Here is a 25204-nt window from a genome sequence, read left to right as displayed (position 1 = left end):
CAACAGCCTGGGCGAGCATCGCGCTTCGCTGGCCGAGGGCGACAAGGCACTGACGGCGCTGACCAAGGTGGCCAATCCCGATCTGCAGCAGAAGGCGCATATCCAGATCCTCAAGGCCGATAGCCTACGCGCCTTGACCCGGCTTCCTGAGGCCAAGCAGCAGCTGGCTGAGGTCGAACGTTCCGTCTGGTTGAAAAACGCCTTGCCTTCCGAAGCGCTCGCGCACTATTGGCATGTTGTTGGACAGGTCGCTTATAGCGAGTATCGCTGGCAGGACGTCAAACGCAGCGAAGCCAAAGCGCTGGAGATTCTGGAGGCAACGCCGAGTCCCAGCCCGCAATTGCGCGAGCAGGCCCGATACGCGTTGGCGTATTCATACCTGGCACTGCGCGACCTTCCAACCGCTGAAAAGCAGTTCATCGCCCTCAAGCAAAGCTCTGAAAAACGCTATGGGAAAGTCCATTTCCTGCATTGCCAGGCAATACAGGGCCATGCCGAGATCCTCACCATCCAGTTCAAGTTGAAGGAGGCGATTGCCGAGGCGCAATCTGCCACCGACTGCGTGCAACAAGCCGTGGGTGAAAACACGATGGCTTATGCCAAGGCGCTGACCCGGGTTGCGAATGCCCATTTCAGCAGCGCCGATTGGGAGGTCGCTGCCGGAATCTATCTACGCGCCGCGCAAATCGCCACCAAGGCCAATGGCGCCATCGTCTCGCAAGCGCTGGTGTACCGGAATAATGCCGCACGGGCCTACAAGAGCGCTGGCCAGCCGGAGAAAGCCCATCCACTGCTGATTGCCGTGCTTGCCGATGCCCGCACCACCTTGCCGGAAGATCACGCGATTGTGCAGTCGATCAAATTCCATCTCGCAGGCACCCTGCTGGACATGAAAAAAACCGAAGGCGTAGAAAAGTTGCTAGCGGGTCTGAAGGTGGCAACCCTTAATTCGATTCGGCCCGACAAACTTTGGGATGCCTATCTCAAATATCAGCACGGCCGACTGGCGTTCTATACCGGCGACAAGAAGGTTGCCCGCCAGTTGCTTGAAGAAGCCGCCAGGGAACTGAATAAAGATAGCCGGGCAACCATTGCCCAGGAAAGGCAATTGGCCAATCAGCTATTGGCCGAGGCAAGCCGGTAAAAATGACAACAAACAGACAGCCGCCCCGGCACAGGATTTGCCAGCAACAAATGGGCTGTGGCATGCTCGAAAACATGGACCTGCAAAACACCCCCTCATTCCGCTTAGCGCATCATCATTGCCAGCAAGATGGCGTCGGGGTTTTGCGCGTCCGTAGCCTTGCCGTAGAGAGAATCAGATAACCCAGTATTTGATCGCAATACCGCAAAGCAAGTCAGCAAAACCAAGGCGCCAACGGCGCCTTTTTTATTTTCTGCTGCCAATTGGCGCATCCATTTGAAAGGACATCACATGAGTATGGTGCGAGGAACACGTATCACAATGGGACAGGAAGCCGCTGCATTACGAGCCATCGAAAATCGCTTCAGGAGCTGGCTTCATTGAAGCGGGTGCCGAAGAAGTCATTCTGCCGGCTCTGTGGCAACAAGATACGTTTATCGCCAAAGCAGGGGGTAGTGAGGTTATCGGCCAGATGTGGGCCTTCCCCGACAAGAAGGGGCGTCCTTGCTGCCTGATTCCTGAAGCCACCGCGATCTTCCAGGAAATGGCCGCACAGTGGCGACCGGGTAATCAGCCCAGATTATTTTTCTATATCGCACGTTGTTACCGCTACGAGCGGCCGCAAGCGGGACGGTATCGCGAGTTCACACAGCTCGGGTTCGAGTGTCTGAGCGCAGATCCCGCCGCTGCCAAGGCGTTAAGTCTGCAGCTGTGTCAGGGATTTCTCGACTCCCTAGGGCTGCGCTACGAGCTGGATGCCCGCGCCCAGCGCGGCTTGAGCTACTACCTTGAAGGAAATGGATTTGAATTCAGCTGCCCGCAGCTCGGTGCTCAGAAGCAGGTTGTGGGTGGCGGCGCCTATGCGGAAGGAGCGGGTTTCGGAATTGGTCTGGAGCGACTCGCCTTGGCGCTAGGCTCTGTTGATGTGAGATTTGCAGATCGCGTTTCTCCAGAAAACAGCGAGGAGCAAGGCGTGGAGCGCGTCGCATAGTCATTCGGTGCAAGCGTTCGGCAACGCAAAGCCGGACCGTTTTCCTGTGAAACCCGGCGTCTCCACAAGGAGGATGCCATGCGGAGTGGTTGGGGCTTCCGCCCCTTACCCTCCACGGTCACCCTGGCAGGTATCGCCCTAAGCCAAACTCGGCCCGGCGCGACTGCAAACTTCACGTCAGCAGAACCTGACTGAAAGTACTGGGTTACCCAGCGATTGCAACCGGCACAAGTGGGGGAGTGCCGGTTGCCAACCACGGCACTGATGACGCACACCCGGATCACATTACACCGGAATAACGCATCGGTGCTCCATGAGGTCGGCAGGTCGATGAGGCGATGCGGCCGATCTTGAAAGTATGAAAATGAGAAAACTGGTAACTGTAAGAAAAGTCGATGCCATCCAGCCTATTCCCGGTGCAGATGCGATTGAGTGCGCCACCGTTGAAGGCTGGACGGTCGTCATCAAGAAAGGGGAATTTCAACCGGGTGAACGCTGTGTGTTCTTCGAAATCGACGCCTTCCTGCCCCTGGCAGATCCACGTTATGCCTTTCTGGCCAAAAACAAGGTGCGATGGAACGAGAAGGAAGGCATTCGGCTACGTACCATCAAGCTGCGGGGGCAGCTGTCGCAGGGCTTGATCTTGCCGCTGGCAGACTTTCCTGAAATTTCCGCCAGGCTGGACGGCCTGAGCGATATCCGCCTACGTGAGCAGGACTTCGCCGATCTGCTGGGTATTGAAAAGTGGGAAGCACCAATCCCTGCCGAACTGGGGGGCGAGGTTGAAGGCGCATTTCCCGCCTTCATCCGTAAGACGGATCAGGAGCGCATCCAGAACCTGCCCGACGTGCTAAGCAGCCGAGCTGATGAGGTTTTTGAAGTCACCGTGAAGCTGGATGGATCAAGCATGACGGTGTTCCACCACGAAGGTGTCAGCGGGGTGTGTGGTCGCAACTGGTGGTTGAAGGAAACCCCCAGCAACAGCCTGTGGCAGGTCGCCCGGCAAGATAGACTGACCGAAGCTTTGACAGCCCTTGGCCGCAGTCTGGCACTACAAGGAGAAATCGTTGGTACCGGTATCCAGGGCAACCCCGAGAAGCTTCAGGGCAAGGCGTTTTATCTGTTCGACATTTTCGATATCGACCGGGGCAGTTACCTTGGTCCGGTGGAACGGCTGGCTGTCGTTGACCAGCTACGGGCTCTCGGGGCAACCATACAGCTAGTTCCAATCCTGGAACTCACCACTTTGCGGCGCTTTGGCGGGCAATTGGCGCAAGTGCTCGCTTATGCAGAAGGACCATCGCTCAACCCAGCCACCTCGCGGGAAGGGGTGGTATTCAAACAACTGGATGGTAGCTTCTCGTTCAAGGCGATCTCCAACAGCTATCTGCTGAAGCACGGGGATCGCTAGCAGCCTGTCGGACTTTCGGGCGCGGAGGTGGAAACGCGGGAGAACGAGACCCGTTTTGCTGGTTTTTGAGGCGCATAGTGAGCCTATGCAACGAAAAATCCAGCAAAAATAGACTGTTCAACCCGCGAATTCCGCCCGCGCATCGAAAATCCGACAGGCTGCTAGGCGCCTAGGCACCGCTGACGTTTGGTGTCCGGCCGGGAATAAAGGGGCAACAGCGCTGAACCCTGCCAACCCTTCCTGACCGGTCTGGTGCGGTCATGGCGGGCATCGCCTACAATCACCGGCTTTGCTCGCCATTATCCGCGCCACGATGAGTTCTTCTCCCACGCCTTCTGTACTCGAATCCTGGATGGCCCAAGCCGTTGCCCTGCATCAACAGGGGCAGCTGGCACGGGCGGTCTCGATTTACCAGCAAGTACTGAAACACGCTCCGCAACATCACGGTGCGCTGCACATGGTCGGCGTTGCCTTGTTGCAGAATGGGCAGGCCGAAGAGGCGCTGTCCTGGCTGCAGCGCTCGGTTGATCTGGCAGATGCCCGTCCAGAATACTGGCGCAATCTGGCAGAAGCCCTGCGTCAGTCCGGCCAGTTGGAGGCGGCGATTGATGCCGCCCGCCGCGCCGTCACACTCGACCCGCAAAATGGTCATGGCCTCTATAACCTGGGCCTCGCCCAGCAGGGGCAAGGCGACCTCGACGCTGCCCGCGAAACCTATCTGCAGGCGCTGCAGCAGCTGCCGGATTACAGCCCAGCCTGGAATAATCTGGGTGTAGTCTGCCGAAGCCTGGGCCTGCATGCGGAAGCGATTGCAGCCTATCGCCAATTGCTGCAGCGCCAGCCCCACAACTGGCTTGGCCACAGCAACCTGATTTTTGCTTTGCATCAGAACCCCGATGCCCACCACGACGAACTCGCCGAGGCCTACGCCGCTTTCCGGCGCGATTGCGAAGCGAAAATCTCCGCACCGCCCCTCCAAGCCAGCCGACCCGGCAACCAGCGATTGCGGATCGGCTATCTTTCGAATGACTTCTACCAGCATGCGGTCATGCACTTTATTGAGCCGGTGCTCTGCCACCATGACCGCGACCGCTTCGATATCACGCTGTATAGCTACACCACCAAACCGGATGCTGCGACCGAACGGCTGAAGCGGCTGGGGCACCGCTGGTGCGAGGTGGCCACCTTGAGCGACGACGCGCTGGCGGCACAGATTCGTCAGGACCAGATTGACATCCTGATTGACCTCAAAGGCCATACCGACCATCACCGTCTCGGTGTCTTTGCCCGCCGGGCCGCCCCTCTGCAGATTACCTGGATGGGATTCCCCGGCAGTACCGGACTGGCCGCGATGGATGGCTGGATCAGTGATGCCACCCTCGCCCAGGATCTTGGCGAGCAACCCCGCAGCGAACAGATTTTGCCCTTGCCGCGCTTTCACATGGTGTACCGTCCTCATCCCCACTGCCCGGATGTCGCGCCATTGCCCGCCTTGCGCAACGGCTTTCTGACGTTTGGTAGTTTCAACAGCTGGGGCAAGCTGGGCGAGCCCACGCTGGCCTTGTGGCGTCGCCTGCTGCAACGCCTGCCCGACAGCCGCTTGCTGCTGGCGGCCGTTCCCGTCGGCCAAAGCCGGCAACGGGTTCTGGCGTTCTTTGCCGAAGCAGGCATCGGCCCGGAGCGCTTGCAGCTGCATGGTCGGCTATCTGAGAGTGAATTCCTGGCATTGCATGGCGCCGTTGACATTGCGCTCGACCCCTACCCTTACGGCGGCGCCACCACCACACTGGCCGGGCTATGGATGGGGGTGCCACCGTTGACCCGCTATGGAAAAAACCATCGCAGCCGGGTCGGGCTGTCCATCTTGCATTGTCTCGGCATCAAGGGCTTCGCGGCGGCGGACGAAGAAGCATGGTTGGAACTGGCCGCCGCCCTGCCCGGTCGAATTCAAGAACTGGCACAGCTGAGAAGTGATATGCGCCAGCGCCTGCAAGGCTCGCCGCTGCTGGATGAGGCCGGCTTTACCCGCGAGCTGGAAGACGCTTACCGCGAATTCTGGCTGAGCCACAGCGCGGCCTGAACCTGAGGACGCCCGGCTTGCCTCAGCCTTGGCCGCTGGCCTACCATCGCAACCCCAACGGTCGTGAGGCGGCTCTCTCAGCCCCGCCACCCGGATCTTGTGCGATCAATCGGTAATCCATAACTAGTCATCACGGACATTTCGAATGCGTTTCTTGCTTGCTAGCTTGCTCTGCGCCACCAGCCTTCACTGCCTGGCGGAAACTCCTCCCCCGCTTCCCAAGGGTTTCATCTCGCAAATGCTGGAGCCCACCGACGCCAAGCTGGTTCGCCCCAAAGCTTGGTTTTTCAACAAAATCAAGACTTCCTCGGGCCATATCTGGACCATTTCAGCTGAAGAGGCAACTAAAACCCCCTACGAAACCGGGTTGAGGGTGCAGCTTCTGGAAGGCGTCGAGAAAGGCACCAAGACGGCAGTTGACGTCTTTGCCCAAGGCTTCCTTGACCGGAAAAAAGCTGGCGCGAAGGTGGTTCGCGAGTGCAAGGCGACAGACCAGAATGCCTTCAAGCGCACCTGCCTGGAAACCGAGGAAAAAATCGACAAGCCCGATGGCAGTCGTAAAGAGCTGCATGTGCTCTACACGGTTTACTGGAGCAAGGCCTTGGACAAAGTGATTATTTCGTCCTTCTCCAGTCCGGCAGACAAGTGGGACGCCGTAAAAGCCACCGCCAGTACGCTCAGTGCGCTCGATCTGTCAGGGGATGATTTCAAGGCAGAACCGGCCGCCGGTGCCCAACCCACCAGCACCAGCACCAGCACCAGCACCAGCACCAGCACCAGCACCAGCAACTGATTCTGATGTATTCATGCCCCTAAACAAAAAGGCCCAGACGGGCCTTTTTGTTTGGTTTAGTTCTACAGATGCTTTAACCGGGGACTTAGTTCAACAACCGGTACAAGGCCGAAGAATCCAGCTCTCCCATGCCTGCCTCAATCAGTCCTTCCAGACGCCCTGAAACCAGGTCGGCACAAGGAAGTACCACGCCACGGCTACGGGCCTCGGCCTCAACGATCCGCATATCCTTGGCGTGCAGATGCGTTTTGAAGCCGGGCTGGAAGTTGTCATCGAGCATGCGCTGGCCGTGGACTTCCATGATCTTGCTGCCGGCAAACCCACCGAGCAAAGCTTGCCGAACTTTGGCGCCGTCAACGCCATGCGAGCGTGCAAATGTCAGGGCCTCGGCTACCGCCTCAATGGTTACGGCCACCACCACCTGATTACAAGCCTTGGCCACCTGCCCGGCACCGGCATCGCCAACATGCACGATATTCTTGCCCATCAGCTCAAATACCGGGCGCACGCGCTCAAACACCTCCGGCTTGCCACCGACCATGATCGACAGGGTACCGTTGATGGCGCCAACTTCACCACCGGATACCGGCGCATCCAGCATCTCCACGCCTTGCATCGCCAGACGGTTGGCAAATTCGCGGGTCGCTGTCGGTGAAATCGTGCTCATGTCCACCACCACGCTGCCAGCAGTGGCGCCATGTGTCACGCCGTCCGGACCAAACAGCACGGCTTCAACATCTGGCGTATCCGAGACAATGGTGATGATGATATCCGCCGCCCTGGCCACCTCCGCCGGACTGGACGCGATCACAAAACCCGGTTGATTGGAAAAAGGCTCCAGCGCGGCGTCGCGTCGCGCATAAACATGAACAGTGTGGCCAGCCTTGGCCAGATTGAACGCCATCGGACGGCCCATGATGCCAGGGCCGATCAATCCTATATGCATGGTATCTCCCTCAAGATTCGTCGCCAGCTTGCGTTGGCTTTTCCGCCGCAGCACTGGTCGCTTCAGGCGCCTGGAAAACAGGGGCATCTGCAGCAATGCCGTGCTCCAGAAAATACAGGAAGGCCAGAACCTCAGCGACTGCGCGGTATAACTCAGGTGGAATATGCTGGTCGATGTCCACCTGCATCAGCAAGGCTACCAGCTCTGGTGACTGATGGACGAATACACCCGCTTCCTTGGCCCGTTCAACAATGGCCTGGGCAATCAGGCCTCTGCCTTTTGCCACAACCTTTGGCGCAGCGCTACCTGCCAGATACGCCAAAGCTACCGCCTGCTGGCGGTTGCTGGGCGGGTTATCCGCCACGGCCCGTCACCTCGTCATCGCCAACATCCACCTGTCGGCTTGCCAACTCCAGCCCGGCGGCCTCGAATCCGGCCAGCAAACGTTCATCATTCGCGCGGATCTGACTGGCGGTATCGGCATCGGCCACCTGAAAGCGTAAATCAACGGTGTGGCCGCGCAGGGCCAACAGGGCGGTCACCCCCCCCAGATGAGGAAGATCCAGATGCAGCCTGGTATGCCAGACCATGCCCTCCTCGCCTTCGCGGCCAGATTTTCCCTGCTCCGGTGGTTCGTCGATCTCCCAGCGCATGACTTGCCCTGGCCAGACCGGCCCCTGCCAGTTGATCTGGCGCTGATCAAGCGTCTCCAGCTGCTGCTGGACGAGCTGTCGAACGATGGGAGGCTCATCGGCCGTTTGTGCGAACGGCGGCAGCAAGGCCCCTTTCCCGGCCTCGGTGGTTGCCTGCTGGCCATCCTCCTCCTTGCCGACAAGCGGGGTGGGCGTCTGCGGAACAGCGGGGCGGGATTGCGGCTGAGCTTTGGCCTGCGGCTCGTTCAGCAGCGATGCCAGCGGTCTTTGTCCACTTATCCATTCCGCCTGATGCGATTCGTAGAACAAGCCACTTTCGCCAATTGCCTGCCGCAAAGCCCCGGCTACGGTTGCCGGCTCAGGCAGCTTGCCGGCAAACAATGGCCCGACCTGAGCCAGCTGCGACAACTTGGGCTCGGCATCTGCGGGAGGCTCGGCAATCAGGTTGCCTAATAGCTGAGCCATCGGGGAAAGTTTGACATTACGGGCTTCCGCATCGTTGGCTGCGGGCGTCGTCGGTGCCGCTGGTGGGGGGGACGCATTCTCGCGCTGCAATAGAAAGGTGAGCTTGGGCGAATTGGCCAGGACCGTCAGGTCCAGCTTTTCGCCGGGTTGCGTATTGCGCGGCAGATTCAAATCGAGCAGCTGATCTTTCACCATGACAGCAAAACGACCACCTTGCAGCTCTCCCCGGACCTCCGCCTTGACCTTCTCACCCACCGTGAACAGCAGCGCGGTGGTTTCCAGCGTGTCGGAAATCTGGATCAGTGGCGCCTGGATCGTTTTGGCATAGAGCTGCAGCTGGGTTGCTGCACTGTCGGTGGGCGTGGTCATGACCGACTGCGCCCCCGATACAGGGCAACGATCAGCTCAGCCTCCCCGCGCGAAATGCCGCATCCGGCGGCGACCGCAGCCGAGTCCAGCCCCTGGCGGGCCAACCGGATCGCCTGGCTATAAGGAGAGTCGACCTCGCTGGCCGGTACCGGCTCGGGCTCTTCGGCGACCGGCATCCGGCTCGCCGCCAGCTCGCGGCGCAAGGCGACGAGATCGTCGCGCAGGCTGTCGATTTCCGTTTCGAGTTGATTGATTCGATGGCGCTGCGGCTGGCCGGATCGCCGCATGAACAGCAGCAGCTCCGCCACATACACGCCGACCACGAGGATTGCGACTACCGCCAGTTGCGGCCAAGTGATGACGATATTACCCACGACACCGCTCTCCATTCATGCTCACACAGGATATGTTGATGCAAGAAGAAAGCGCTGATCACGCCAACTCAGCCGCCGTAGGCTTTAGACAGCCGGTCGGCATTACCGCGTGACTGCTCGAAGCTTTGCAGGATATCGCCAACCTCCAGCCGCCATGCTTCCACCCGCTGCAGCGCTTCCTGGTTGGCATGGTCGATCTGCTGCAAAAGCCCGTTCAGCTGACCGCGCTGTTCGGCAGATAGTGGCTCAGCCGGCTGGCTTTCGATACGTGCCAGGGCTTCCCGCTGCAGGACGCCGGCCGCTTCGATGTCATCCCAGCGCTCTTCACGCGCCACCCCCAGCAAGGACAAGGTTGCCTCCAGAAGCTGCTGGTGATGGGCAAGCGTGGTGGAAAACTCAGATGCGGCCATAGCTTAGCGTTGCCTTCTTCTCACGGTTTAATTCTAGCGGTGATTCGCTTTCGTTGCTGGCGCCATTGTTCTGCGTCGCTGCATTCCCGATGGACTCCCAGGCTTCACGCAGCTCACTCAGCAGCTTGGCCACTTCATCAAGAGCTTCGGGGTCGTTATTGACGTTGGCGACCAGCAGCCGGTAAGAGATGTAGTCGTAGAGAGACTCGAGATTATCGGCGAGTTCTCCCCCCACCGATTTGTCGAGCGCCACACGCAGACCGTCTTCGACGATCGAAATGGCTTTTGATATGGAAGCGCCCTTGGCTGCGACCAGATGGTTTTCCATCTGCACCTTTGCCATGGCCACGGCCTTGATTGCGCCGTCGTACAACAGGCAGATCAGCCTGTGCGGGCTTGCGGTGTCGATCTGGTGCTCCAGATCACTCTGCCCATATGCATTCAGAGCACGTCTGTTGACATTCATGGCTTCCACCCTGAAAGGCCCAGAGCCAGGCAACCATGGAGCGCACCAAGCAGCTGGCTACACGGCGGCGATGACGCCTTGCCATTCCGCCGCAGCCAGCGGCCTTGCTTCATGCATTACCCTGCCTTGGGCAGGTTCGCCAGCTGCTGACTCAGATAGCTGCTGGTTCGCTGCAAGCTCGATACCAAAGTATCAAGCGCCGTGAATTGTTTGCGATAGTTCGCCTCGACCGTATCGAGCCGGCGATTGAGGGTGGTGCGTTTGTCACCCACCCCTTTTATCTGTTGATCCAGCCCTTCAGTGCGGGCAGCGATCATGCCTTTGGCTGACAGCATGTCATCAAGCTGCTTGTCCAGCTGGGCAGCCAGGCCAACGTTGTAGACCACCGGATCTCGCTCGCCGAGAGAACCGCCGGTGATCTGCAGTTTCAAATCCTTGGCCACGCCGTTGCCAGTCAGATACTGGCCTGAACCGGTCGCTTCCACGCCACCGATAGTGCCAGCAACATCCACCCCCGAAGCGCTGGAGCCGATGGTCAGACCCAATGTCGTATCCAGCGCCGCCGCCCCCGACACGATGCTGACTTTCGAGGCCGAGCCATAGCGGGCCGAGGTCAGCTCGAAAGTGCTGGTATCGGCGTTGTAGCTGACGACTACGCTCTTGCCACCGGCCTTGAGGCTGCTGTCACCATTGATCTTGGACTGTAGTTCTGCAGCCAGTTCCTGTGGCGATGCATACGTTGCCTGCGCCAGGGTGATGGTGCCCGATCCGGTGCCATCGACATTGATGGTGAATGTGTCATTGCTGCCATCAACCGTCAGGCTGTTGACCGTGCCGCCAACCAGTTTGGCCTGGGCGGCCAGCGTGGTGATGTTCACCGCATGCGAGCCCGGTTTGGTGGCGCTGCTGCCGCTGACAAATTTCACCGAACTTTCGGTGCTGACGCCCCAGGCACCAAACAGACCGGCAACGCCGTCGGCATTGGTATTGAGCGCACCGGCAAGTTTTGCCGTATCAACCGAAATGGTGCCATCGCGCTGGAAACTCACGCCGACTTGCGACAGGCGTGTAAAGCTGCCCTGACCAAGCACGCCATTGAGCGTCGCCCGCATCTGGAACTGCAGACTGCGGATCACCGATTCGCCTTGCAGGGCCGCTGCCTTGCCGCTCTTCGGGTCAAACGCCGACAGATCGCCCAGCGTCTTGGCCAGATCGTTATACCCTTTGACGAAAGCCTGAACTGCCGTTGTCACTGCCGAAGTGTCCCGGCTGATGGTGACATCCACCGCAGCGGTCGTGGTCTTGAGCAGATTGAGCGTTACGCCCTGAATGGCATCGGTGACGGTGTTGCTGGGCTTGGCGATCATTACGCCATCGACCGACAGCTTGGCATCTTTCGCGGCTACGGTTTCAACCAGATTCTTGCCGTCATCCACGGTACCGGTCGGGTCGTAAGCCAGCATCGACAAGCCGCTGGTATCGGTATTGGTGGGAGAACCCCCATCCTCGCTGACTGTGATCTTCAGGCTATTGGCAGCGCCGCTGTCTTTTGACGCCAGCACCAGCCGGAAGCCGTTGGTCCCTCCATCGTTGACAATGCTGGCATTGACACCGATGTTGGCGGCGTTGATGGCATCCCGCACGCCTGCCAGGGTGTTCTTTTCCGGCGCAATGGTGACCGTGGCGGATGATTTGTTCGGGTTGATGGCAAAGGTGTTGTCGTCGGAGTTATAGGTACCGAACTGGATTGTCAGTGTGCCGGTTCCGACCACAGTATCTGCCGCAGCAACCCCGGCAGTCTTGAGCTTATGGGCCTGAGCCAGTTGCCAGACCTCAAGCCGTGTCGTGCCGATCTGAGCAAGGCTGGTGGCTGAGCTTGTCGCGATAGTGGCATCGCTGACCGTGGCCCCGAGGCGGTTGAACTTGCTGACGTCCGTCAGCCCGCGAACCGAGCCCTGGAACGTTGAGACAGCCGCCTTGACGTTACCCATGGCCGACAGTTTGGCCTGATAACTCGCCTCTTTCTTGGTCAAATCGGTCAGAGGCTGGCGCTCAAACGCCATGAGTTGCGACACCAGCCCATTGACGTCAAGACCCGAACCCAGACCTGCCGAACTGATCGAAGCCATCATCCACTCCTTGTGCGATATCTACGCCGATCCCATGCCGCGATATCGCTGACCGGGTCAGGCTTTGTCCTGAATCAGCAGTCCCTGCAACTTGTCGATGGCTTTGGCAATCGACAAGATTTCCTCCGAAGGAATCTGCCTCAACACCTGCTTTGAATCGGTATCGATCAGCTTGACGATGTTGATGCGGGTGTCTTCGTCAACAGAAAACTGCAGGCTGCGACTCGACAACTCGACCGACTTGTTCAGCTTTTCGACCGCGTTCTTCACTTCTTTCGGATCTGGCGCTGCGTGCGCAGCCTGTATGGCATCAGGGCTGACCTTCACAGCCTCGGCAATCTGGCTGGATTCTGCCGCCGCCACCTGCGCGCGTACTGCACCACCTTCACCCGGGTTGAGCTGTATCGAGCCCACCGAGCTGACCTGGGAGACGGATTGGAGTTGCATGATGCTACCCTCCTGTGCTTACGCCCCAGCCGATCCGACTACCGGCCAGGGCGATTTTCCAATCAAACTAGGATGATCTATCCACGCCCAAGCCTTAGCCGCGGAGCAGACTCAGAACCTGGTTAGGTAGCGCATTCGCCTGAGCCAGCATCGCGGTACCTGCCTGTTGCAAGATCTGTGCCCGTGTCAGGTTCGCCGTTTCCGATGCGAAGTCTGCATCCCTGATCCGCGATCTCGCCGAAGTGAGGTTCTCGGAGGTTGTCTGCAGGTTCGTGATCGTGGCCGCAAACCGGCTTTGCAAGGCACCGAACTTGGCGCGTTGATCATTGACCAGCGACAGGGCGTCATCTACCACTCTGAGCGCCTGGGTCGCCCCTTCAACAGTCGAGATATCAATCTTTTCAACCGTTCTTATATCGGAAGATACTACTGCGTTCGCCGCTACGCCACCGAAGTTGACAACCCCGGAAGCGAAGGCTGCACCAGCCGATGTCAGGGCATACGAACCACGCGAGTTGACGGTGACCTGGCCGCCGATATATAGCGTCGCATCCGATGATCCCGAAGCCGCCGCCGCCGAGGAACCGCTGGTCAGCAAGGTGGCATCAACGCCTGCCGTACCGCTGGCATTCCAAATCGCCACATCGGCCGCAAAGCCACCCGAAGCCGCCAGGGCGATATTGCTACCGTCTGCTGCGACCAGCCTCAAGCCCGAACGGGTTTCTGTCACCCCTGCATTGGTGGTCTGGAAGTCCACAACCTGCGCCACGATACCGGTCTTCGAAGACTTGGCATTGAATGCGGCCACCGCCTGCGCATAGTCTTCCTGCTCGATCGAACCGTCGCCATCGGCATCGGTCACGTTGAAGGCCACCGCTTCGAAGGTATTACTCTTTGATGCGGCTGTCAGGCTGAACGAGCCGCTGGCCGAGAAGGTCAGGGTGGCTTCGGTGCGGGCACTGGCCTCGACGCCGGCGTTAGCCGCATTAATCTTGGTAGCCAGCGCGGCTGCACTGTCGGTACCACTGGCGGAAATCGTCACACCATTAATGCTGAACGTCCCGGATGTCGTGACGTTCAAACCACCGGTAGACACCACGCCAGTGCTGCCTGCCGAAGTGGAGGTGGCGCCCGAGGTAAACGAGGTCACGGTGCCGATGCCCGTCCCGTTACCGACACCCAGCTGGTAGGTACCATACTGGTTGGTACGGAAGTTGGCGGTGGTGGCGTTGATGGTCTGATTGGCGTTAGCACCGATCTGGTAGGTGGCTGCGCCGAAGCTGCCATCAAACAGTTTCTGACCGTTGAACTCGGTGGCGGTCGAGAACCGGTCCAGTTCTGATACCAGCTGCGTGACTTCTGAGTTCAGCGCTTCGCGGTCAGACTGGGAGTTGGTGGCGTTACCCGACTGTACGGCCAGTTCGCGGATACGCTGGAGAATGTTGCCCATCTGTTCCAGCGCGCCTTCACCGGTCTGCGCAATCGACACCCCGTCGTTGGCGTTGCGGCGGGCTTGGTCCATACCGCGAATCTGTGCGGAAAAACGCTCGGAGATCGCAAGGCCTGCGGCGTCGTCTTTGGCACTGTTAATCCGCAAACCGGACGACAGGCGTTGCAGCGATGTCGTCAAGCTGGTCTGCGAGGTGGATAGGTTCCGTTGCGCGTTGAGCGACGGGATATTCGTGTTAATCACTTGCATTTTGCGTCTCCTTGAATCGGATCCCGATTTCGGTAAGTCCCCGGCGCACGGCGCCTTCGAGCCATATATCGGAACCGGTTCGGGAAACTTTAGAAGACGATTGCAAAAAAGCGGTGCCCGCTATTTCCTGGCTTGCTGCGGCCGGGGCCACTCTGCCAGAAACCGGCAGCCACGGCCTTTCAAGCCCGAGGTAAGCTGCACCTGGCCGCCCGAGCTTTGCACGGCTTGCTGGACAATGGCCAGGCCCAGGCCCGTGCCCTGGGTGTCATGGCCTCCGCCACGATAAAAGCGCTCGAAGACTTTCTGCCGGTCTGCAGGCGCAATGCCGGGGCCATCATCAGCTACCGACAGCAGCAATCCGCCCCCGGCTTCAGACAACTCGACCTCGATACAGCCACCTTCCGCCCCGTAGCGAATGGCGTTATCCAGCAGATTGACCAGTATCGACTCAAACAGGGGCTCGGCAAGTGGAAAGCACAATTGGTCGGGAGCTTCCAGCGATAGCTCCTGGCCCCGCTTCATGGCAAACGGCGCCAACATGGCCAGACAGCGTCTGGCGGTATCTGCCACGGCCAATGGCCCAAGCTGCCCCGATTTTTCCTGATCCATGCGCGCTAGCTGCAGCAGCTGTTCCACCAGATGCGAGGCCCGGGCAATTGCCTGATCGAGTTGCTGTGCGGCCTCCTGGCGTTTGGGCAGATCATCGGCCATTGCCATGACATGGGCCTGTGCGGCAATCACCGCCATGGGGGTACGCAGCTCGTGCGCTGCATCCTGCACAAAGCCATGCTCGCGCTCGACCTTGCTGCGCAGCCGCGCCAGCAGACGGTCAAGCGCGGACGCCAGAGGTTTGAGTTCCTCGAACTCGGGGTCGATGCCCACCGGCTGCAGATTGTCCGCACCCCGGGCGGCAATCTGCTCGGAAAAACGGCGTAAGGGCAGCAAGCCCCGGGAAACCGCCAGCCAGATCGGCAGACAGATGCAGGGGAAGGCCAGCCCCAGATAGAGCAACAGTTCCTTCAGCAAAGACTGTATCAGCCAAAGCGTGCCCGGCTCTGCCCCAGCCAGCACGATCTGCCACCGCCCAGCCTTGCAGGCAAATGCCCGAAACAACCGCCCCTTGATATGAAGCGTAGTCATCTGCGTCAGCTCGGCCTTCAGCGCTATCCCGCCTGCATTGGAGGATAGAAACAAGATCTGCCCCTGCTCATCCTGCAGCTGAATAAGCATGGCGGCCGGCACCTCTTGGCGACGGTAGAAGGCATTGAACTGGCGTGAGGTTGCCTCACTGATCGCCCGCGCCTCGACAGGGCTCGTGATGGGCGCCAGCGCTTCCGACAAACCCGTTGCTGCTTCACGAATACCCTCGTCGGTATTCGACTGGTTGCTGGCAATCAGAAATTGCACGGCGCCCAGGACCAGCCACACCAGCAGAAAAGCGGCGAGCAAGGCCAGTACCACGCGCCGGAGCAGGGTTTTACGGGTGAGAGGATGTAGCACCGGCAGATCGGGAATGCCAAACGCCTTGGCTTTGGGCAATGGGGAAGGATTCATCAGACCACCAGCAGATAACCGACACCGCGCACGGTGCGAATACGTTCTGCACCGATCTTGGCGCGCAGATTACAGACATGCACGTCAATGGCGCCAAAGTTCACCGGGTCGCCCAGCGGTTCGAGCCGTTGCGCGAGGATGCCCTTGGGCACCACATTCCCCGGCTCTCTGGCCAGTTCCAGCAGCAAACGGAATTCACGCAAAGACAACTCAACCGCCTCCCCGGCTATGCGCAGCAGATGGCGGCGCGGCTCGATTTCCAGATCACCCAGTGCCCAGACCTCGCTGGCCTGCTGGGCATAGCGGCGCGACACCGCCCGGATTCGCGACACCAGCTCCGCCACGGCAAACGGCTTGACGACAAAATCATCGGCACCGCCATCAAGCCCGGCCAGCCGGTCATCCAGAGCCGACAAGGCGGTCATGATCAAAATCGGCACCGTCACCCCGGCCTGCCGCCACTGCCGCAGCAGGCTGAAGCCGGTGCCGTCGGGCAGAGACAGATCAAGCAGGATGCAGTCGTAATCGCTTGCGCGGGGCAATGCCGGTGCATCGGCGATACGGCGCCACCATTCGGTAGTGAAACCTTCAGTCTTGAGGGCTCTTTGCAAGGCGAGGCCCAGATCAAGATCGTCTTCAATCATCAGAATATGCATGGGGATTCGGCAGCCCGGTGCAGTTGGCGGGCGACCATTAAACCGCATTGGCCGCACAAAGCCGAGCCAGCGGGCTGCGCGCTTAAGGTTTGCTTAAGATTCGCCGCCGCATGATGTGAGCCAGATTTTTACCGATGCAAGAGGCTCATCATGATGTTTCCCCGACTTTGCAACCAAGAAGCGGTCTATCTGCTGGCGGGCGCCGTGGCGCTATCGCTGGGCGGGTGCCAGAGCGATTCGGCGCAAGCCACGCAACGCTCGGTCAGCTGCGTGGCCCGCCATCCCTCGGCCAGCACTGGCGAGCTGCAAGCCTGTGCCGGCGACCTTTCCGGCAAGGTCGATGCTGCCCTGAAACCCCTGCTGGCCCAGGCCGGCGTTACAGCGGCCACCATCGCCATCTTCAAGGGCGACACACCGCTACTTGAACAGGCGTTCGGGCATCGCGACGCCGCCGCGACCGTGCCGCTACCCGCAGACGCCCTGTTCATGACCGCCAGCATCATCAAGCCCGTCACCGCCGCCGCCATCCAGCGGCTGGCCCGCGATGGGGTGCTGGCGATGACCGACAAGGTGTTCTGCACCGAAGGCAACGGCCGTTGCTGGCTGGCCCTGCCCGCTTCGCTGCCCACCCATGACCCACGGCTTGCCGAGATCACCATTCAGCATCTGCTGGATCACCAAGGCGGTTGGGATGCCACCGTATCAGGCGACCCGCTGACCGAAGAAGCCGCCATCCAGCAACAGCTGGGCCTCAGCACCGCCCCCGAGCAGACCGACCTGATGCGCGCCGTACTGGCCCGGCCGCTCGACCACGCGCCGGGCACCCGCGCCGCCTACTCCAACTTCGGCTATCTGCTGCTGGGCCGCATCATCGAGCAAGCCGCCAAGATGCCTTACATCGACTACATCCGGCTAGCCATCTTCGCCCCGCTTGGCGTGCCCGGCCGGGACATCGAAGCCGCCAAGTCGCGCCTTAAAGATCGCAACCCACGCGAGCCCAACTACCAGACTACCGTGACGGCACCGAGCGTATTCGAACCCGGCAAAGTGGTCTCGGCGCTCGATGGCGCGGTCAGGGCAGAAAACTGGGTAGCGGTTGGCGCCACCATCACCACCGCCAGCGCGATGGCAAAATTTGCCGGTCGCTACCGCATCCCCGACGGCAAGCCGCTGGAAGGTTCGAACAACGGCGGCTTCAGCGGCGCCGACCCCGGCGTAGCCACCGTACTGCGCCAGCTCCCGTCCGGCATCAGCTATGCCGTAATGATGAACAAACTCGACGAAGACCACCCGGAAGGCGAGGCATCGCTGCAGATGAAAGTCATCCGCCAGGTAGATGCCGCCATCCTGGCAGCGGGCTTGAACTAGCGGTGGGGAAAGACGTTGGACTTTTGGGTGGAGGAGCTGGCTTGGTTAGCCAGCGCCTTTGGCGCGGCGGCTTCTGGGCGAGGCAGCGCTGCATGCGGCCTTGGGTTTTCGAACTGTAGAGGGATTACAGCCAGCCCCCTTGACAGAGCGGTTGAGCATCAACAATGGGGGGCTTATGCGAATTCTGCCGGCCAACGTAGGATGCAGCCCAGGAGAGTATGGCTTTAGCCTTCTCTGAAGACTCGACTACTTTGCGAACCTCCGGATTTTCGGCCTCTCCGCAACAGACCAAGGCACGGGCCGATTCGTGCGAAAGGTCGGGACCGCCAAGTAGCGACTCTGCAAGCGCGGCGACGGTTTCTTGCTCGATGGTGCCGAGCATTCCGAGGGCCTTCGCGGCTCTGTGATCACCCTTCTTGAATTCTTCTCGTAAATGCCGCTCAAGGGGCTTGGCAATTCGTCCCAATTGTGCCGCAACCTCGACGGCACAGCGAAGTGGCAAGCCCAATTTGCGATATTCGTATGCCTCCATTGGTGTCTAACGTAGGAGTCACGGACGCTGCGAGATTTTATCGCGCAGTTCCATGTGGGCTGGCGGGTTGAGGCTCTATAGCGCTTTGGCTGCTTTGACGGCAGCTTTAAGCGAGGCGTCCGATTTACAAATCGCAATGAGGTCTTCCCATTTAACTTTGATGCCGTTTTCCTTCTTGGTTTTTCCGTTACACCAAACAAGGCCAGTCATGGTTACATAACAGTCTCCAAGCTGTTCCTTTCCATCTGGGCTGCGAACTTCCAGCTCGATTCCTTTTTGCTTTACCTGCATCTCAACTTCGAGGGCTTTAATCCAGACTTCCATTTTTCTTCCTCTTTGAAAGCGTCCAATCAGCACGAGCTATGAAACCGCGAGAACGCAAGGCATTACTTGTGATGTGAGCCCCAACGCGGGATTGAGATGGTTGCGCAGCTCCCTTCGAATGCAGGGTTAGGTCTCTGGCTCGAACGGGCTATGTCTTGCACTCTACCTTCCCTGAAAACCACGCCGCACCCACGCCACTCCATGACCAACGAGTAGAGCTGCAATCGAAGGAATCAGCCAGATACCGAGAGCACATAACGCTGTCTGCTTTTGTTGTTTCCAAGCTTCATTTTGGACTGCTCTCCAATAGCTCCTTACAACGGATAGGCCGTTTTCTTTGTCATCAACGGCAAGCAGAACGTTATAACCGTTGGGCATTTGTACCACGACCTTTGCTTCCTTCTCACAGTCTTGTTGCGCTGTTGTCCAAGAACACTGATGCATTGCACTTGTTGGGCTGACCGCAGCCAGGAACTCTTTTCGGTGAGATATTGATTCAGGCTTGGGACGAAGATACCAAGCCCCGATGGAAATGAGACAGAACCAAATAATGGCAGCCACAACCCAAAGCCGATACCAACCATTCATACGCATGAAGGAGAGACCTAACGTAAATCGCACTGCGGCCAGCTGCAACATAGCGTTCCTGAACTGACGCCTAACATTCTATTCCCCTTGTCCCGCTCCACCTTTCCCGCCCCCAACGCCTGCTTGATCGATCAAATTCGCGTAGCTCTGCGCCCTCTTCACTATAGGCCACGCTTGAGGGGCACATGAAAAGCGAGTGAGGACAATGCACGCACATGCGCATGGCCTTTGGTCAAAGAATACGGGCTGGGCAATATCCTGAATCGTCCACATCAAACTCACCTCCGTTGTGATGCAACACTAGCCGGCATCGCCTAGCACCGGCTGGGTTGCCGCCAGCTCTTCGCGCAAGGCTGCCTCGTAGAAGTCGATGACGGCTTTTATCTTGGCGGATTGGCGGGCGTTGAGGGTCGAGACGGCGTGGATCGGGGTGTCGGCAATGGCGTAGTCCTGCAGCAGCAGGCACAGCCGGCCGGCTTGAATGTCGGCACTGACCATCCAGGCAGATATCTGGGCGATGCCCATGCCGCTTAGTACGGCCTGGCGCAGTGCTTCCGGGCTGTTGGTTTGAAAGCGCCCGGCGATGCGTACCGGTATGGGTCGCGGCCGGCCAGCCTGCGGGCTGGCTGCACGGGTGGGGTTGAGGAAGTAGGTCCAGTCGCGCGAGGTATTGGGCTGGTCGAAAAAGATGCACTCGTGCCCGGCAAGCTCGGCCGGCGCCAGGGGCGTGCCGTATTGCTGCAGGTAGGCCGGTGTGGCCACGGTAACGCGCCGGCTCACGCCAAGGCGGCGGGCCAGCAGGGTGCTGTCTTTGAGCGGGCCGAAGCGAAAGGCGATGTCGATGTTGTCTTCGATCAGATCCACCGCACGGTCGTTTACCTGCAAATCAACCTGTAACTGGGGGTAGCGCGCCAGCAGGGCTGGCAGATGGGGGAGCACCTGCAGGCGGGCAAAGGCTTGGGAGGCCGACAGGCGCACGGTGCCCGATACCTGATTGCGCAGCTGGCCAAAGTTTTCTTCGGCACGGGTCAGTGCCTCGACAACCGGTTTGATCTCGCTGTAGTACTGCTGGCCTTCCGGGCTTAAGCGCAGGCCCTGCACGGCTCTTACAAAGAGCTTGCCGCCCAGATGCGCTTCGAGCGCTGCCACCAGTTTGCTGATATTGGGCTGGGTGGTTTCAAACTCGCGCGCAACGGCCGAGAAGCTGCCTCGCTCGGCGCATCGCACAAACACCCGCATCGCTTTCAGCTCGTTCATGGCACTTCAATTCATAACAAATTGGAATAGTGTGAATTCTAGTTCCTGCAGTTCTCGGCATGGCGAAACCATCGCACACTTGCCCTACCCGCCACCCGCAAGGAGAACGACATGAACCCCCTCACAAGCCCCGGCATAAGCATCCTGGCCGCACTGGCGCTGGCCGCACCCGCCTTGGCCAGCCAGAAAGCCCCGGTGCAGATCAAGGATGGTCTGAGCGAACCCGTCAGAGCCTGGAGCCGCGCAGTCGAGGCCGGCGACACCCAGGCATTAGCGCGGATGAACCCCGCTTCCACCACGGTTTTTGGCCTGGATAAGATGGTTGTCAGGGGCACGCAGAATATCGTGGCCAGCTATGGCGGCATGTTCAAGCAGTACCAGGCGCGCGTCACAATCCGCGACGCGCATTACATTGCGTCCGGCAATCTGGTGCATTCGTGGGGGTTGTTCAGCCTTCGCCTCGAACCCCATGAAGGCGGCGAGGCTGTCATCGTCGAGGGCCGCTTCTCGGACATCGCCAGCCGGGTAAATGGCGAGTGGCAATACATTCTCGACCACGCTTCATTCCCGAAAACGCCTTGAGCGCTCAGCCGCTCCCTGCCTTCGCAACCCTCTGCATTCAAGGAATATTGAAAACATGACGACTTTGTTTGATCCACTAACCGTGGGTGAACTCAAGCTGCCCAACCGCATCATCATGGCGCCGCTGACGCGAACCCGCGCCGATGCCCCCAGCCGGGTGCCCAATGCGCTGATGCGCGAATACTATCGGCAGCGCGCTGGCGCCGGGCTGATCATCTCGGAGGCCACAGCGGTATCGCCAATGGGTGTCGGCTACCCTCGCACCCCCGGCATCTGGTCTGAGGCACAGGTGCAGGGCTGGAAGGCCATCACCCAGGCAGTGCATGAGGCCGGGGGGCAAATCGTGCTGCAGCTATGGCATGTGGGGCGGATCTCCAGCCCCGACTATCTGGGCGGCCGGCTGCCGCTGGCCCCCAGCGCGATTGCTGCCAAAGGTCACGTCAGCCTGATTCGTCCGCTGCAGAACTATGTGGTGCCGCATGCGTTAAGCCGGGCCGAGATTGCCGAGGTCGTCGAGCAGTTCCGGCTTGGCGCCGTCAACGCCCAACGCGCCGGCTTCGATGGCGTGGAATTGCACGGTGCCAACGGCTATTTGCTTGATCAGTTTCTGCAGGATGGCAGCAACCACCGCACCGATGATTACGGCGGCAGCCTTGAAAACCGCGCCCGGCTGCTGCTGGAAGCCACAGATGCCGCCATATCGGTGTGGGGGCCGGGGCGTGTCGGCATGCATCTGGCCCCACAGTCAGACCTGCTGGACATGGGCGATTCGGACCGGCCAGCCACTTTCGGCTATGTGGCACGCGAACTGGGCAAGCGCAAGATCGCCTTTATCTGCGCCCGCGAATCGCAGACCGCCAACCGGCTTGGCCCGCTACTCAAACGCGAATTCGGCGGCATCTATATTGCCAACGAGGGCCTGACCAGTGCGACAGCCTCCCAGCTCATCGCACAAGGCGAAGCCGACGCGGCAGCCTTCGGCAAACTTTTCATTGCCAACCCCGACCTCCCCGCCCGCCTGCAGGCCGGGGCGCCGCTGAATGCCTACGATGACAAAACCTTCTTCAGCGAAGGGCCAATTGGCTACACTGACTACCCGGCACTGGCGGATGCCACCGCGATGGCAGGCTGAACCTGGCGCCAAGACCTCGAAGCTGTTTGTAGACTGAGCCGCCGGCACCTCGAAAACAGGAAGTTTTGAGGTGCCCCCATTCAAACACCACTTAAAACACTACTTAGGCCGCGACACCGACCATGACCTCGACCCCTTCCGACTCTGCCCAGATCGACCAGCTGGTACAAGCCTTCTTCAGCGTATTCACCTGTAAGGATGGCCAGCTGCCCGATCTTTCCCGCCTTTACGCACTCTGCCTGCCAGAGGCCGTCATCGCCTGCCATAGCCCGCAAGGCACCACCGTGTATTCGCTGGAAAGCTTTATCGCGCCCCGGCAGGCTTTATTCGCCAGCGGCCGCCTGACCGACTTTCAGGAACAGGAAGACAGCGCCGACACCCAGATCACCGGCGGCATCGCCAGTCGCCACTGCCGCTACTCCAAAGCCGGCCTGATGGAGGGTCAGCCCTTCACCGGCCGGGGTACCAAATACCTGCACTTTGTAAAAATGGATAAAGGCTGGCGCATCAGCTCGGTGGTGTGGCAAGACGACATTTAATATAAATTGCCGGAATTACCAGCCTTTTCCGACATTTTTAAACAATTCAAAACTTCCAAGACCCAGAACGAGGAGAGAGCCAATGTCTGAGAAATCATTTTTTGATAGATTAGTTTTATGTTCCGATCATGGCAGGGTTGAATTCTTAAACTATCTTAGAAATCTACTAATGATAGCAGCCATTCTCGGTGTCGCAATTGCCATGTTCCGCCTTAAGCGCATGAGCATTTCAGAACAAATGTTTTACATAGTTCCAATCATATTAGTGTGTCTATACGCATTTCACGCCAATCTTCAACTCTTAATAAACAGGTGCTTTGGATATTTAATGGAAGAAAACCGTCAGATACGGTTAAAATTGAAACTAGGCAATTTCCACGCAAGAGAAATAAACAAATCAATCCTAAAACACATTTGGAAAAACAGGCGTATCGAGTGGCTTGAAGCCCTGTTTGCACCATTTTTCTCGCTTGGTTCAATGCTAATTATATTGACATGGGCAGCACTGTATAGTGATGTTTTATTTAAAGCCTTAAAGTAAATATTTCGTAAACCCGACGCAAACAAGCCCCGTCCAAGTTAGGGGCTTGTAGCCTGAACTCCATGCCAAGAAAAATCTCAGCCAGGAGAAACAATATTTTTCTGCAGGTAGATTCTATCCACATAGGAATTATCGATTTTATAATAATCCTCAATAATCCCCACCTCCTTGTATTTACACTCCTGCATAATATCAAGCCCTTGCTTCTGCGTTGTGAGATGGAAGTAATATAAAACTTCAATCCCCATCTCCTTGGCCAGATTTTCAAGCACTCGAACAAACGCTACGCCCGCACTGAAATGATCGGGTAGCAATCCGAAACGAATTTCTGCAACGTGGCGTTCAATCCATCTTGGCCGCCGCTCAATTTCGCCAAGGCCGATGACTTTTCCTGAATCATCATAAATGCATCTGGCGGCATAAGAACCTTCTGCCTGCTTGGCAAGTATATTTCTTATCCAACTCTCCTCCATCTCAATAGAGATTTTACGTACGTCCTCCACCCTCTCGACACGGTTTGTATCTGACGCCACCAATTCATGAAAATATTCAAGTAGCTTTTTGGCGTCTTCTAACTTCGGGGTCTCAATCAGCATTTAAGTCTCTCTCAATATTCGATTTACGAAGTAAAATTCAGCTTACAAGTATTTATACTTCACCACAAACCGGGCATGAGGGACTTTTCTCTACCCTCTCCACCTCGAAATCGCTGCTTAAAATTAGCGATGAAAAAACCATTCTCTTATTTACAAACATTCTGTCTTTATAACCTAGAAACCATTTTATTACTTCCGCAGCACCCAAGGAACCCGCTACGGAGGTAGATAGCACATTTACCGGTACTGCGCCTGTATGCTCAGTCCGAGAATGATCATCAGGGAACAAACACGCAAAACAAGCGGATTTATCACTCGGAATCATTGAGAAAACATAGCCATATGAGAACTGAGCCGAAGCATGAACCATCGGCTTCTTTGAATCCAAGCAGTATCTGTTTACCAAATTTCGACCATGCGGAGAATCACCACCTTCAACTATAAATTCATAACCAGAAAGTAATTCATGAATATTTTCTTCGGTTATTTTCTCCTGAATAAGAATAATCTCAATTTCCGGATTCAAGTCCTGCAATGTCTTTTTCGCCGCAGATCCTTTGTGAACTCCTATATCACTAGTTCTATAGAGAATCTGACGATTCAGATTAGAGAGCTCTACAGTGTCAAACTCAAATATCCCTATTTTACCTACTCCGGCAGCCACCAACGCCATCAGCAAAGTTGACTTTACCCCTCCAGCCCCAATAACCGCAACTGTCGCAGATTTTAATTTTTCTTGGCCATGAACTCCCCATTCCGGCATATTTTCTTGTCGGTTATAGCGAGTATCCTGAAATTTAAAGAGTTCTGTCATTTTTTACTCAGAAAATGAATAGGGGGCACCCAAATTCGGCCACCCCCCGTTTTACACAAACAACTTCTAACTAAAAGGCTAGTTCTCAGCCATCACAAGGCTTGTGGATATTAACCCTAGGGATTTCACCACCGGCAACCTTCTCCAAATCTGCCGCAAACAATTCAAGGACAGGAAATTGCTTTACAGCATCACTTACTGAGTCAGCTTCAATTTCAGACTTTCCAACTAAGCCTTCCGGCAATCCACGCAAAACAAATTTCATGATTTAAACCCACTTATCTATTTTGATTTTAGCTTTGGGTATTTATGAAAATACCCAAAACCACAAACGAGACTTAAAA

29 protein-coding genes are annotated in these 25204 nt (G+C 58.0%); 10 read left to right on the top strand and 19 right to left on the bottom strand.

Going from position 1 to position 25204, the window contains the following annotated elements; genetic code table 11:
- Positions 1 to 1144 (top strand): tetratricopeptide repeat protein (locus PZA18_RS20485; protein ID WP_284102741.1); only part of this gene is annotated, 1144 nt, incomplete at its 5' end.
- A 104-nt stretch (positions 1145 to 1248) separates the two neighbouring features.
- On the opposite strand, the gene PZA18_RS20480 is transcribed toward PZA18_RS20485, so the two are convergent.
- A complete protein-coding gene (locus PZA18_RS20480) occupies positions 1249 to 1407 on the bottom strand; it encodes a hypothetical protein (protein WP_284102740.1) in 159 nt (52 codons plus the stop codon).
- 74 nt (positions 1408 to 1481) lie between these two features.
- Between PZA18_RS20480 and PZA18_RS20475 the strand changes: the two genes are divergently transcribed.
- From PZA18_RS20475 to PZA18_RS20460, 4 genes are all read left to right on the top strand, one after another.
- Complete coding sequence (locus tag PZA18_RS20475) at positions 1482 to 2135, top strand: ATP phosphoribosyltransferase regulatory subunit (protein ID WP_308447436.1); 654 nt, start codon at positions 1482 to 1484, stop codon at positions 2133 to 2135.
- 364 nt (positions 2136 to 2499) lie between these two features.
- Entirely contained in the window at positions 2500 to 3546 is a 1047-nt protein-coding gene (locus tag PZA18_RS20470; RefSeq protein ID WP_284102739.1) for an RNA ligase (ATP), read from the top strand.
- A gap of 289 nt (positions 3547 to 3835) precedes the next feature.
- Positions 3836 to 5626 carry an O-linked N-acetylglucosamine transferase, SPINDLY family protein gene (locus PZA18_RS20465; protein ID WP_407951200.1) on the top strand — a complete coding sequence of 597 codons (1791 nt, stop codon included), beginning with the start codon at positions 3836 to 3838 and terminating at the stop codon, positions 5624 to 5626.
- 145 nt (positions 5627 to 5771) lie between these two features.
- Positions 5772 to 6419, top strand: a complete 648-nt coding sequence (locus PZA18_RS20460; RefSeq protein ID WP_284102737.1) for a hypothetical protein — start codon at positions 5772 to 5774, stop codon at positions 6417 to 6419.
- A gap of 85 nt (positions 6420 to 6504) precedes the next feature.
- On the opposite strand, the gene PZA18_RS20455 is transcribed toward PZA18_RS20460, so the two are convergent.
- The 11 genes from PZA18_RS20455 to PZA18_RS20405 form a co-directional block, all read right to left on the bottom strand.
- Positions 6505 to 7365 (bottom strand): NAD(P)-dependent oxidoreductase, encoded by an 861-nt coding sequence (locus tag PZA18_RS20455; RefSeq protein WP_284102736.1) that lies wholly within the window; start codon positions 7363 to 7365, stop codon positions 6505 to 6507.
- Positions 7366 to 7375: 10 nt separating this feature from the next.
- Positions 7376 to 7729: an EscU/YscU/HrcU family type III secretion system export apparatus switch protein gene (locus PZA18_RS20450; RefSeq protein ID WP_284102735.1), complete on the bottom strand. Its 354-nt coding sequence runs from the start codon at positions 7727 to 7729 to the stop codon at positions 7376 to 7378.
- On the bottom strand, positions 7719 to 8852 hold the full coding sequence (fliK, locus tag PZA18_RS20445; protein ID WP_284102734.1) for a flagellar hook-length control protein FliK: 1134 nt from the start codon (positions 8850 to 8852) through the stop codon (positions 7719 to 7721). Before fliK ends, PZA18_RS20450 begins: the two co-directional genes overlap by 11 nt.
- Positions 8849 to 9226, bottom strand: coding sequence for a DUF2802 domain-containing protein (locus PZA18_RS20440; protein ID WP_284102733.1), 378 nt, complete (start codon positions 9224 to 9226; stop codon positions 8849 to 8851). Before PZA18_RS20440 ends, fliK begins: the two co-directional genes overlap by 4 nt.
- Before the next feature lie 68 nt (positions 9227 to 9294).
- Entirely contained in the window at positions 9295 to 9636 is a 342-nt protein-coding gene (gene fliT, locus PZA18_RS20435; protein ID WP_284102732.1) for a flagellar protein FliT, read from the bottom strand.
- Positions 9623 to 10102, bottom strand: a complete 480-nt coding sequence (gene fliS, locus PZA18_RS20430; protein WP_284102731.1) for a flagellar export chaperone FliS — start codon at positions 10100 to 10102, stop codon at positions 9623 to 9625. The genes fliT and fliS overlap by 14 nt, the downstream gene beginning before the upstream one ends.
- 116 nt (positions 10103 to 10218) lie before the next feature.
- The gene (gene fliD / locus PZA18_RS20425) at positions 10219 to 12231 is read right to left on the bottom strand and encodes a flagellar filament capping protein FliD (protein ID WP_284102730.1); all 2013 of its coding nucleotides are present in this window, start codon (positions 12229 to 12231) and stop codon (positions 10219 to 10221) included.
- A 57-nt stretch (positions 12232 to 12288) separates the two neighbouring features.
- On the bottom strand, positions 12289 to 12678 hold the full coding sequence (locus PZA18_RS20420; protein ID WP_284102729.1) for a flagellar protein FlaG: 390 nt from the start codon (positions 12676 to 12678) through the stop codon (positions 12289 to 12291).
- Positions 12679 to 12772: 94 nt separating this feature from the next.
- On the bottom strand, positions 12773 to 14377 hold the full coding sequence (locus tag PZA18_RS20415; RefSeq protein WP_284102728.1) for a flagellin N-terminal helical domain-containing protein: 1605 nt from the start codon (positions 14375 to 14377) through the stop codon (positions 12773 to 12775).
- Between the two features lie 120 nt (positions 14378 to 14497).
- Positions 14498 to 15931 (bottom strand): sensor histidine kinase, encoded by a 1434-nt coding sequence (locus PZA18_RS20410; protein ID WP_284102727.1) that lies wholly within the window; start codon positions 15929 to 15931, stop codon positions 14498 to 14500.
- Positions 15931 to 16587 (bottom strand): response regulator, encoded by a 657-nt coding sequence (locus PZA18_RS20405; protein WP_284102726.1) that lies wholly within the window; start codon positions 16585 to 16587, stop codon positions 15931 to 15933. The genes PZA18_RS20410 and PZA18_RS20405 overlap by 1 nt, the downstream gene beginning before the upstream one ends.
- A 150-nt stretch (positions 16588 to 16737) precedes the next feature.
- Here PZA18_RS20405 and PZA18_RS20400 point away from each other — a divergent pair, with 150 nt between their 5' ends.
- Positions 16738 to 17955, top strand: coding sequence for a serine hydrolase domain-containing protein (locus PZA18_RS20400; RefSeq protein ID WP_284102725.1), 1218 nt, complete (start codon positions 16738 to 16740; stop codon positions 17953 to 17955).
- A gap of 124 nt (positions 17956 to 18079) precedes the next feature.
- Here the strand turns inward: PZA18_RS20400 and PZA18_RS20395 are convergent, their stop codons facing one another.
- The 4 genes from PZA18_RS20395 to PZA18_RS20380 all read right to left on the bottom strand — a co-directional run bounded on the left by PZA18_RS20395 (position 18080) and on the right by PZA18_RS20380 (position 20656).
- Positions 18080 to 18487, bottom strand: a complete 408-nt coding sequence (locus PZA18_RS20395) for a hypothetical protein (RefSeq protein WP_284102724.1) — start codon at positions 18485 to 18487, stop codon at positions 18080 to 18082.
- A 75-nt stretch (positions 18488 to 18562) separates the two neighbouring features.
- The gene (locus PZA18_RS20390; protein ID WP_284102723.1) at positions 18563 to 18811 is read right to left on the bottom strand and encodes a hypothetical protein; all 249 of its coding nucleotides are present in this window, start codon (positions 18809 to 18811) and stop codon (positions 18563 to 18565) included.
- Between the two features lie 162 nt (positions 18812 to 18973).
- Positions 18974 to 19450 carry a hypothetical protein gene (locus tag PZA18_RS20385; protein ID WP_284102722.1) on the bottom strand — a complete coding sequence of 159 codons (477 nt, stop codon included), beginning with the start codon at positions 19448 to 19450 and terminating at the stop codon, positions 18974 to 18976.
- A gap of 249 nt (positions 19451 to 19699) precedes the next feature.
- Complete coding sequence (locus PZA18_RS20380) at positions 19700 to 20656, bottom strand: LysR family transcriptional regulator (RefSeq protein ID WP_284102721.1); 957 nt, start codon at positions 20654 to 20656, stop codon at positions 19700 to 19702.
- A 111-nt stretch (positions 20657 to 20767) separates the two neighbouring features.
- Between PZA18_RS20380 and PZA18_RS20375 the strand changes: the two genes are divergently transcribed.
- From PZA18_RS20375 to PZA18_RS20360, 4 genes are all read left to right on the top strand, one after another.
- Complete coding sequence (locus tag PZA18_RS20375; protein WP_284102720.1) at positions 20768 to 21238, top strand: YybH family protein; 471 nt, start codon at positions 20768 to 20770, stop codon at positions 21236 to 21238.
- A gap of 55 nt (positions 21239 to 21293) precedes the next feature.
- Complete coding sequence (locus PZA18_RS20370; RefSeq protein WP_284102719.1) at positions 21294 to 22370, top strand: alkene reductase; 1077 nt, start codon at positions 21294 to 21296, stop codon at positions 22368 to 22370.
- Positions 22371 to 22492: 122 nt separating this feature from the next.
- The gene (locus tag PZA18_RS20365) at positions 22493 to 22909 is read left to right on the top strand and encodes a Cif family virulence factor (RefSeq protein ID WP_284102718.1); all 417 of its coding nucleotides are present in this window, start codon (positions 22493 to 22495) and stop codon (positions 22907 to 22909) included.
- Positions 22910 to 22991: 82 nt separating this feature from the next.
- Positions 22992 to 23450 (top strand): hypothetical protein, encoded by a 459-nt coding sequence (locus PZA18_RS20360; protein ID WP_284102717.1) that lies wholly within the window; start codon positions 22992 to 22994, stop codon positions 23448 to 23450.
- Positions 23451 to 23527: 77 nt separating this feature from the next.
- Here the strand turns inward: PZA18_RS20360 and PZA18_RS20355 are convergent, their stop codons facing one another.
- The 3 genes from PZA18_RS20355 to PZA18_RS20345 all read right to left on the bottom strand — a co-directional run bounded on the left by PZA18_RS20355 (position 23528) and on the right by PZA18_RS20345 (position 25125).
- Positions 23528 to 24046: a GNAT family N-acetyltransferase gene (locus tag PZA18_RS20355; RefSeq protein WP_284102716.1), complete on the bottom strand. Its 519-nt coding sequence runs from the start codon at positions 24044 to 24046 to the stop codon at positions 23528 to 23530.
- Between the two features lie 52 nt (positions 24047 to 24098).
- Positions 24099 to 24860: a HesA/MoeB/ThiF family protein gene (locus PZA18_RS20350; RefSeq protein WP_284102715.1), complete on the bottom strand. Its 762-nt coding sequence runs from the start codon at positions 24858 to 24860 to the stop codon at positions 24099 to 24101.
- A gap of 85 nt (positions 24861 to 24945) precedes the next feature.
- Positions 24946 to 25125, bottom strand: coding sequence for a hypothetical protein (locus PZA18_RS20345; protein WP_284102714.1), 180 nt, complete (start codon positions 25123 to 25125; stop codon positions 24946 to 24948).
- Between the last annotated feature and the right edge of the window lie 79 nt (positions 25126 to 25204).

Source organism: Parachitinimonas caeni (genome assembly GCF_030129945.1).
GTDB lineage: Bacteria > Pseudomonadota > Gammaproteobacteria > Burkholderiales > Chitinimonadaceae > Parachitinimonas > Parachitinimonas caeni.
The sequence above is the reverse complement of the archived record's forward strand: the minus strand, read 5'-3'. Positions and strand labels throughout refer to the sequence as shown.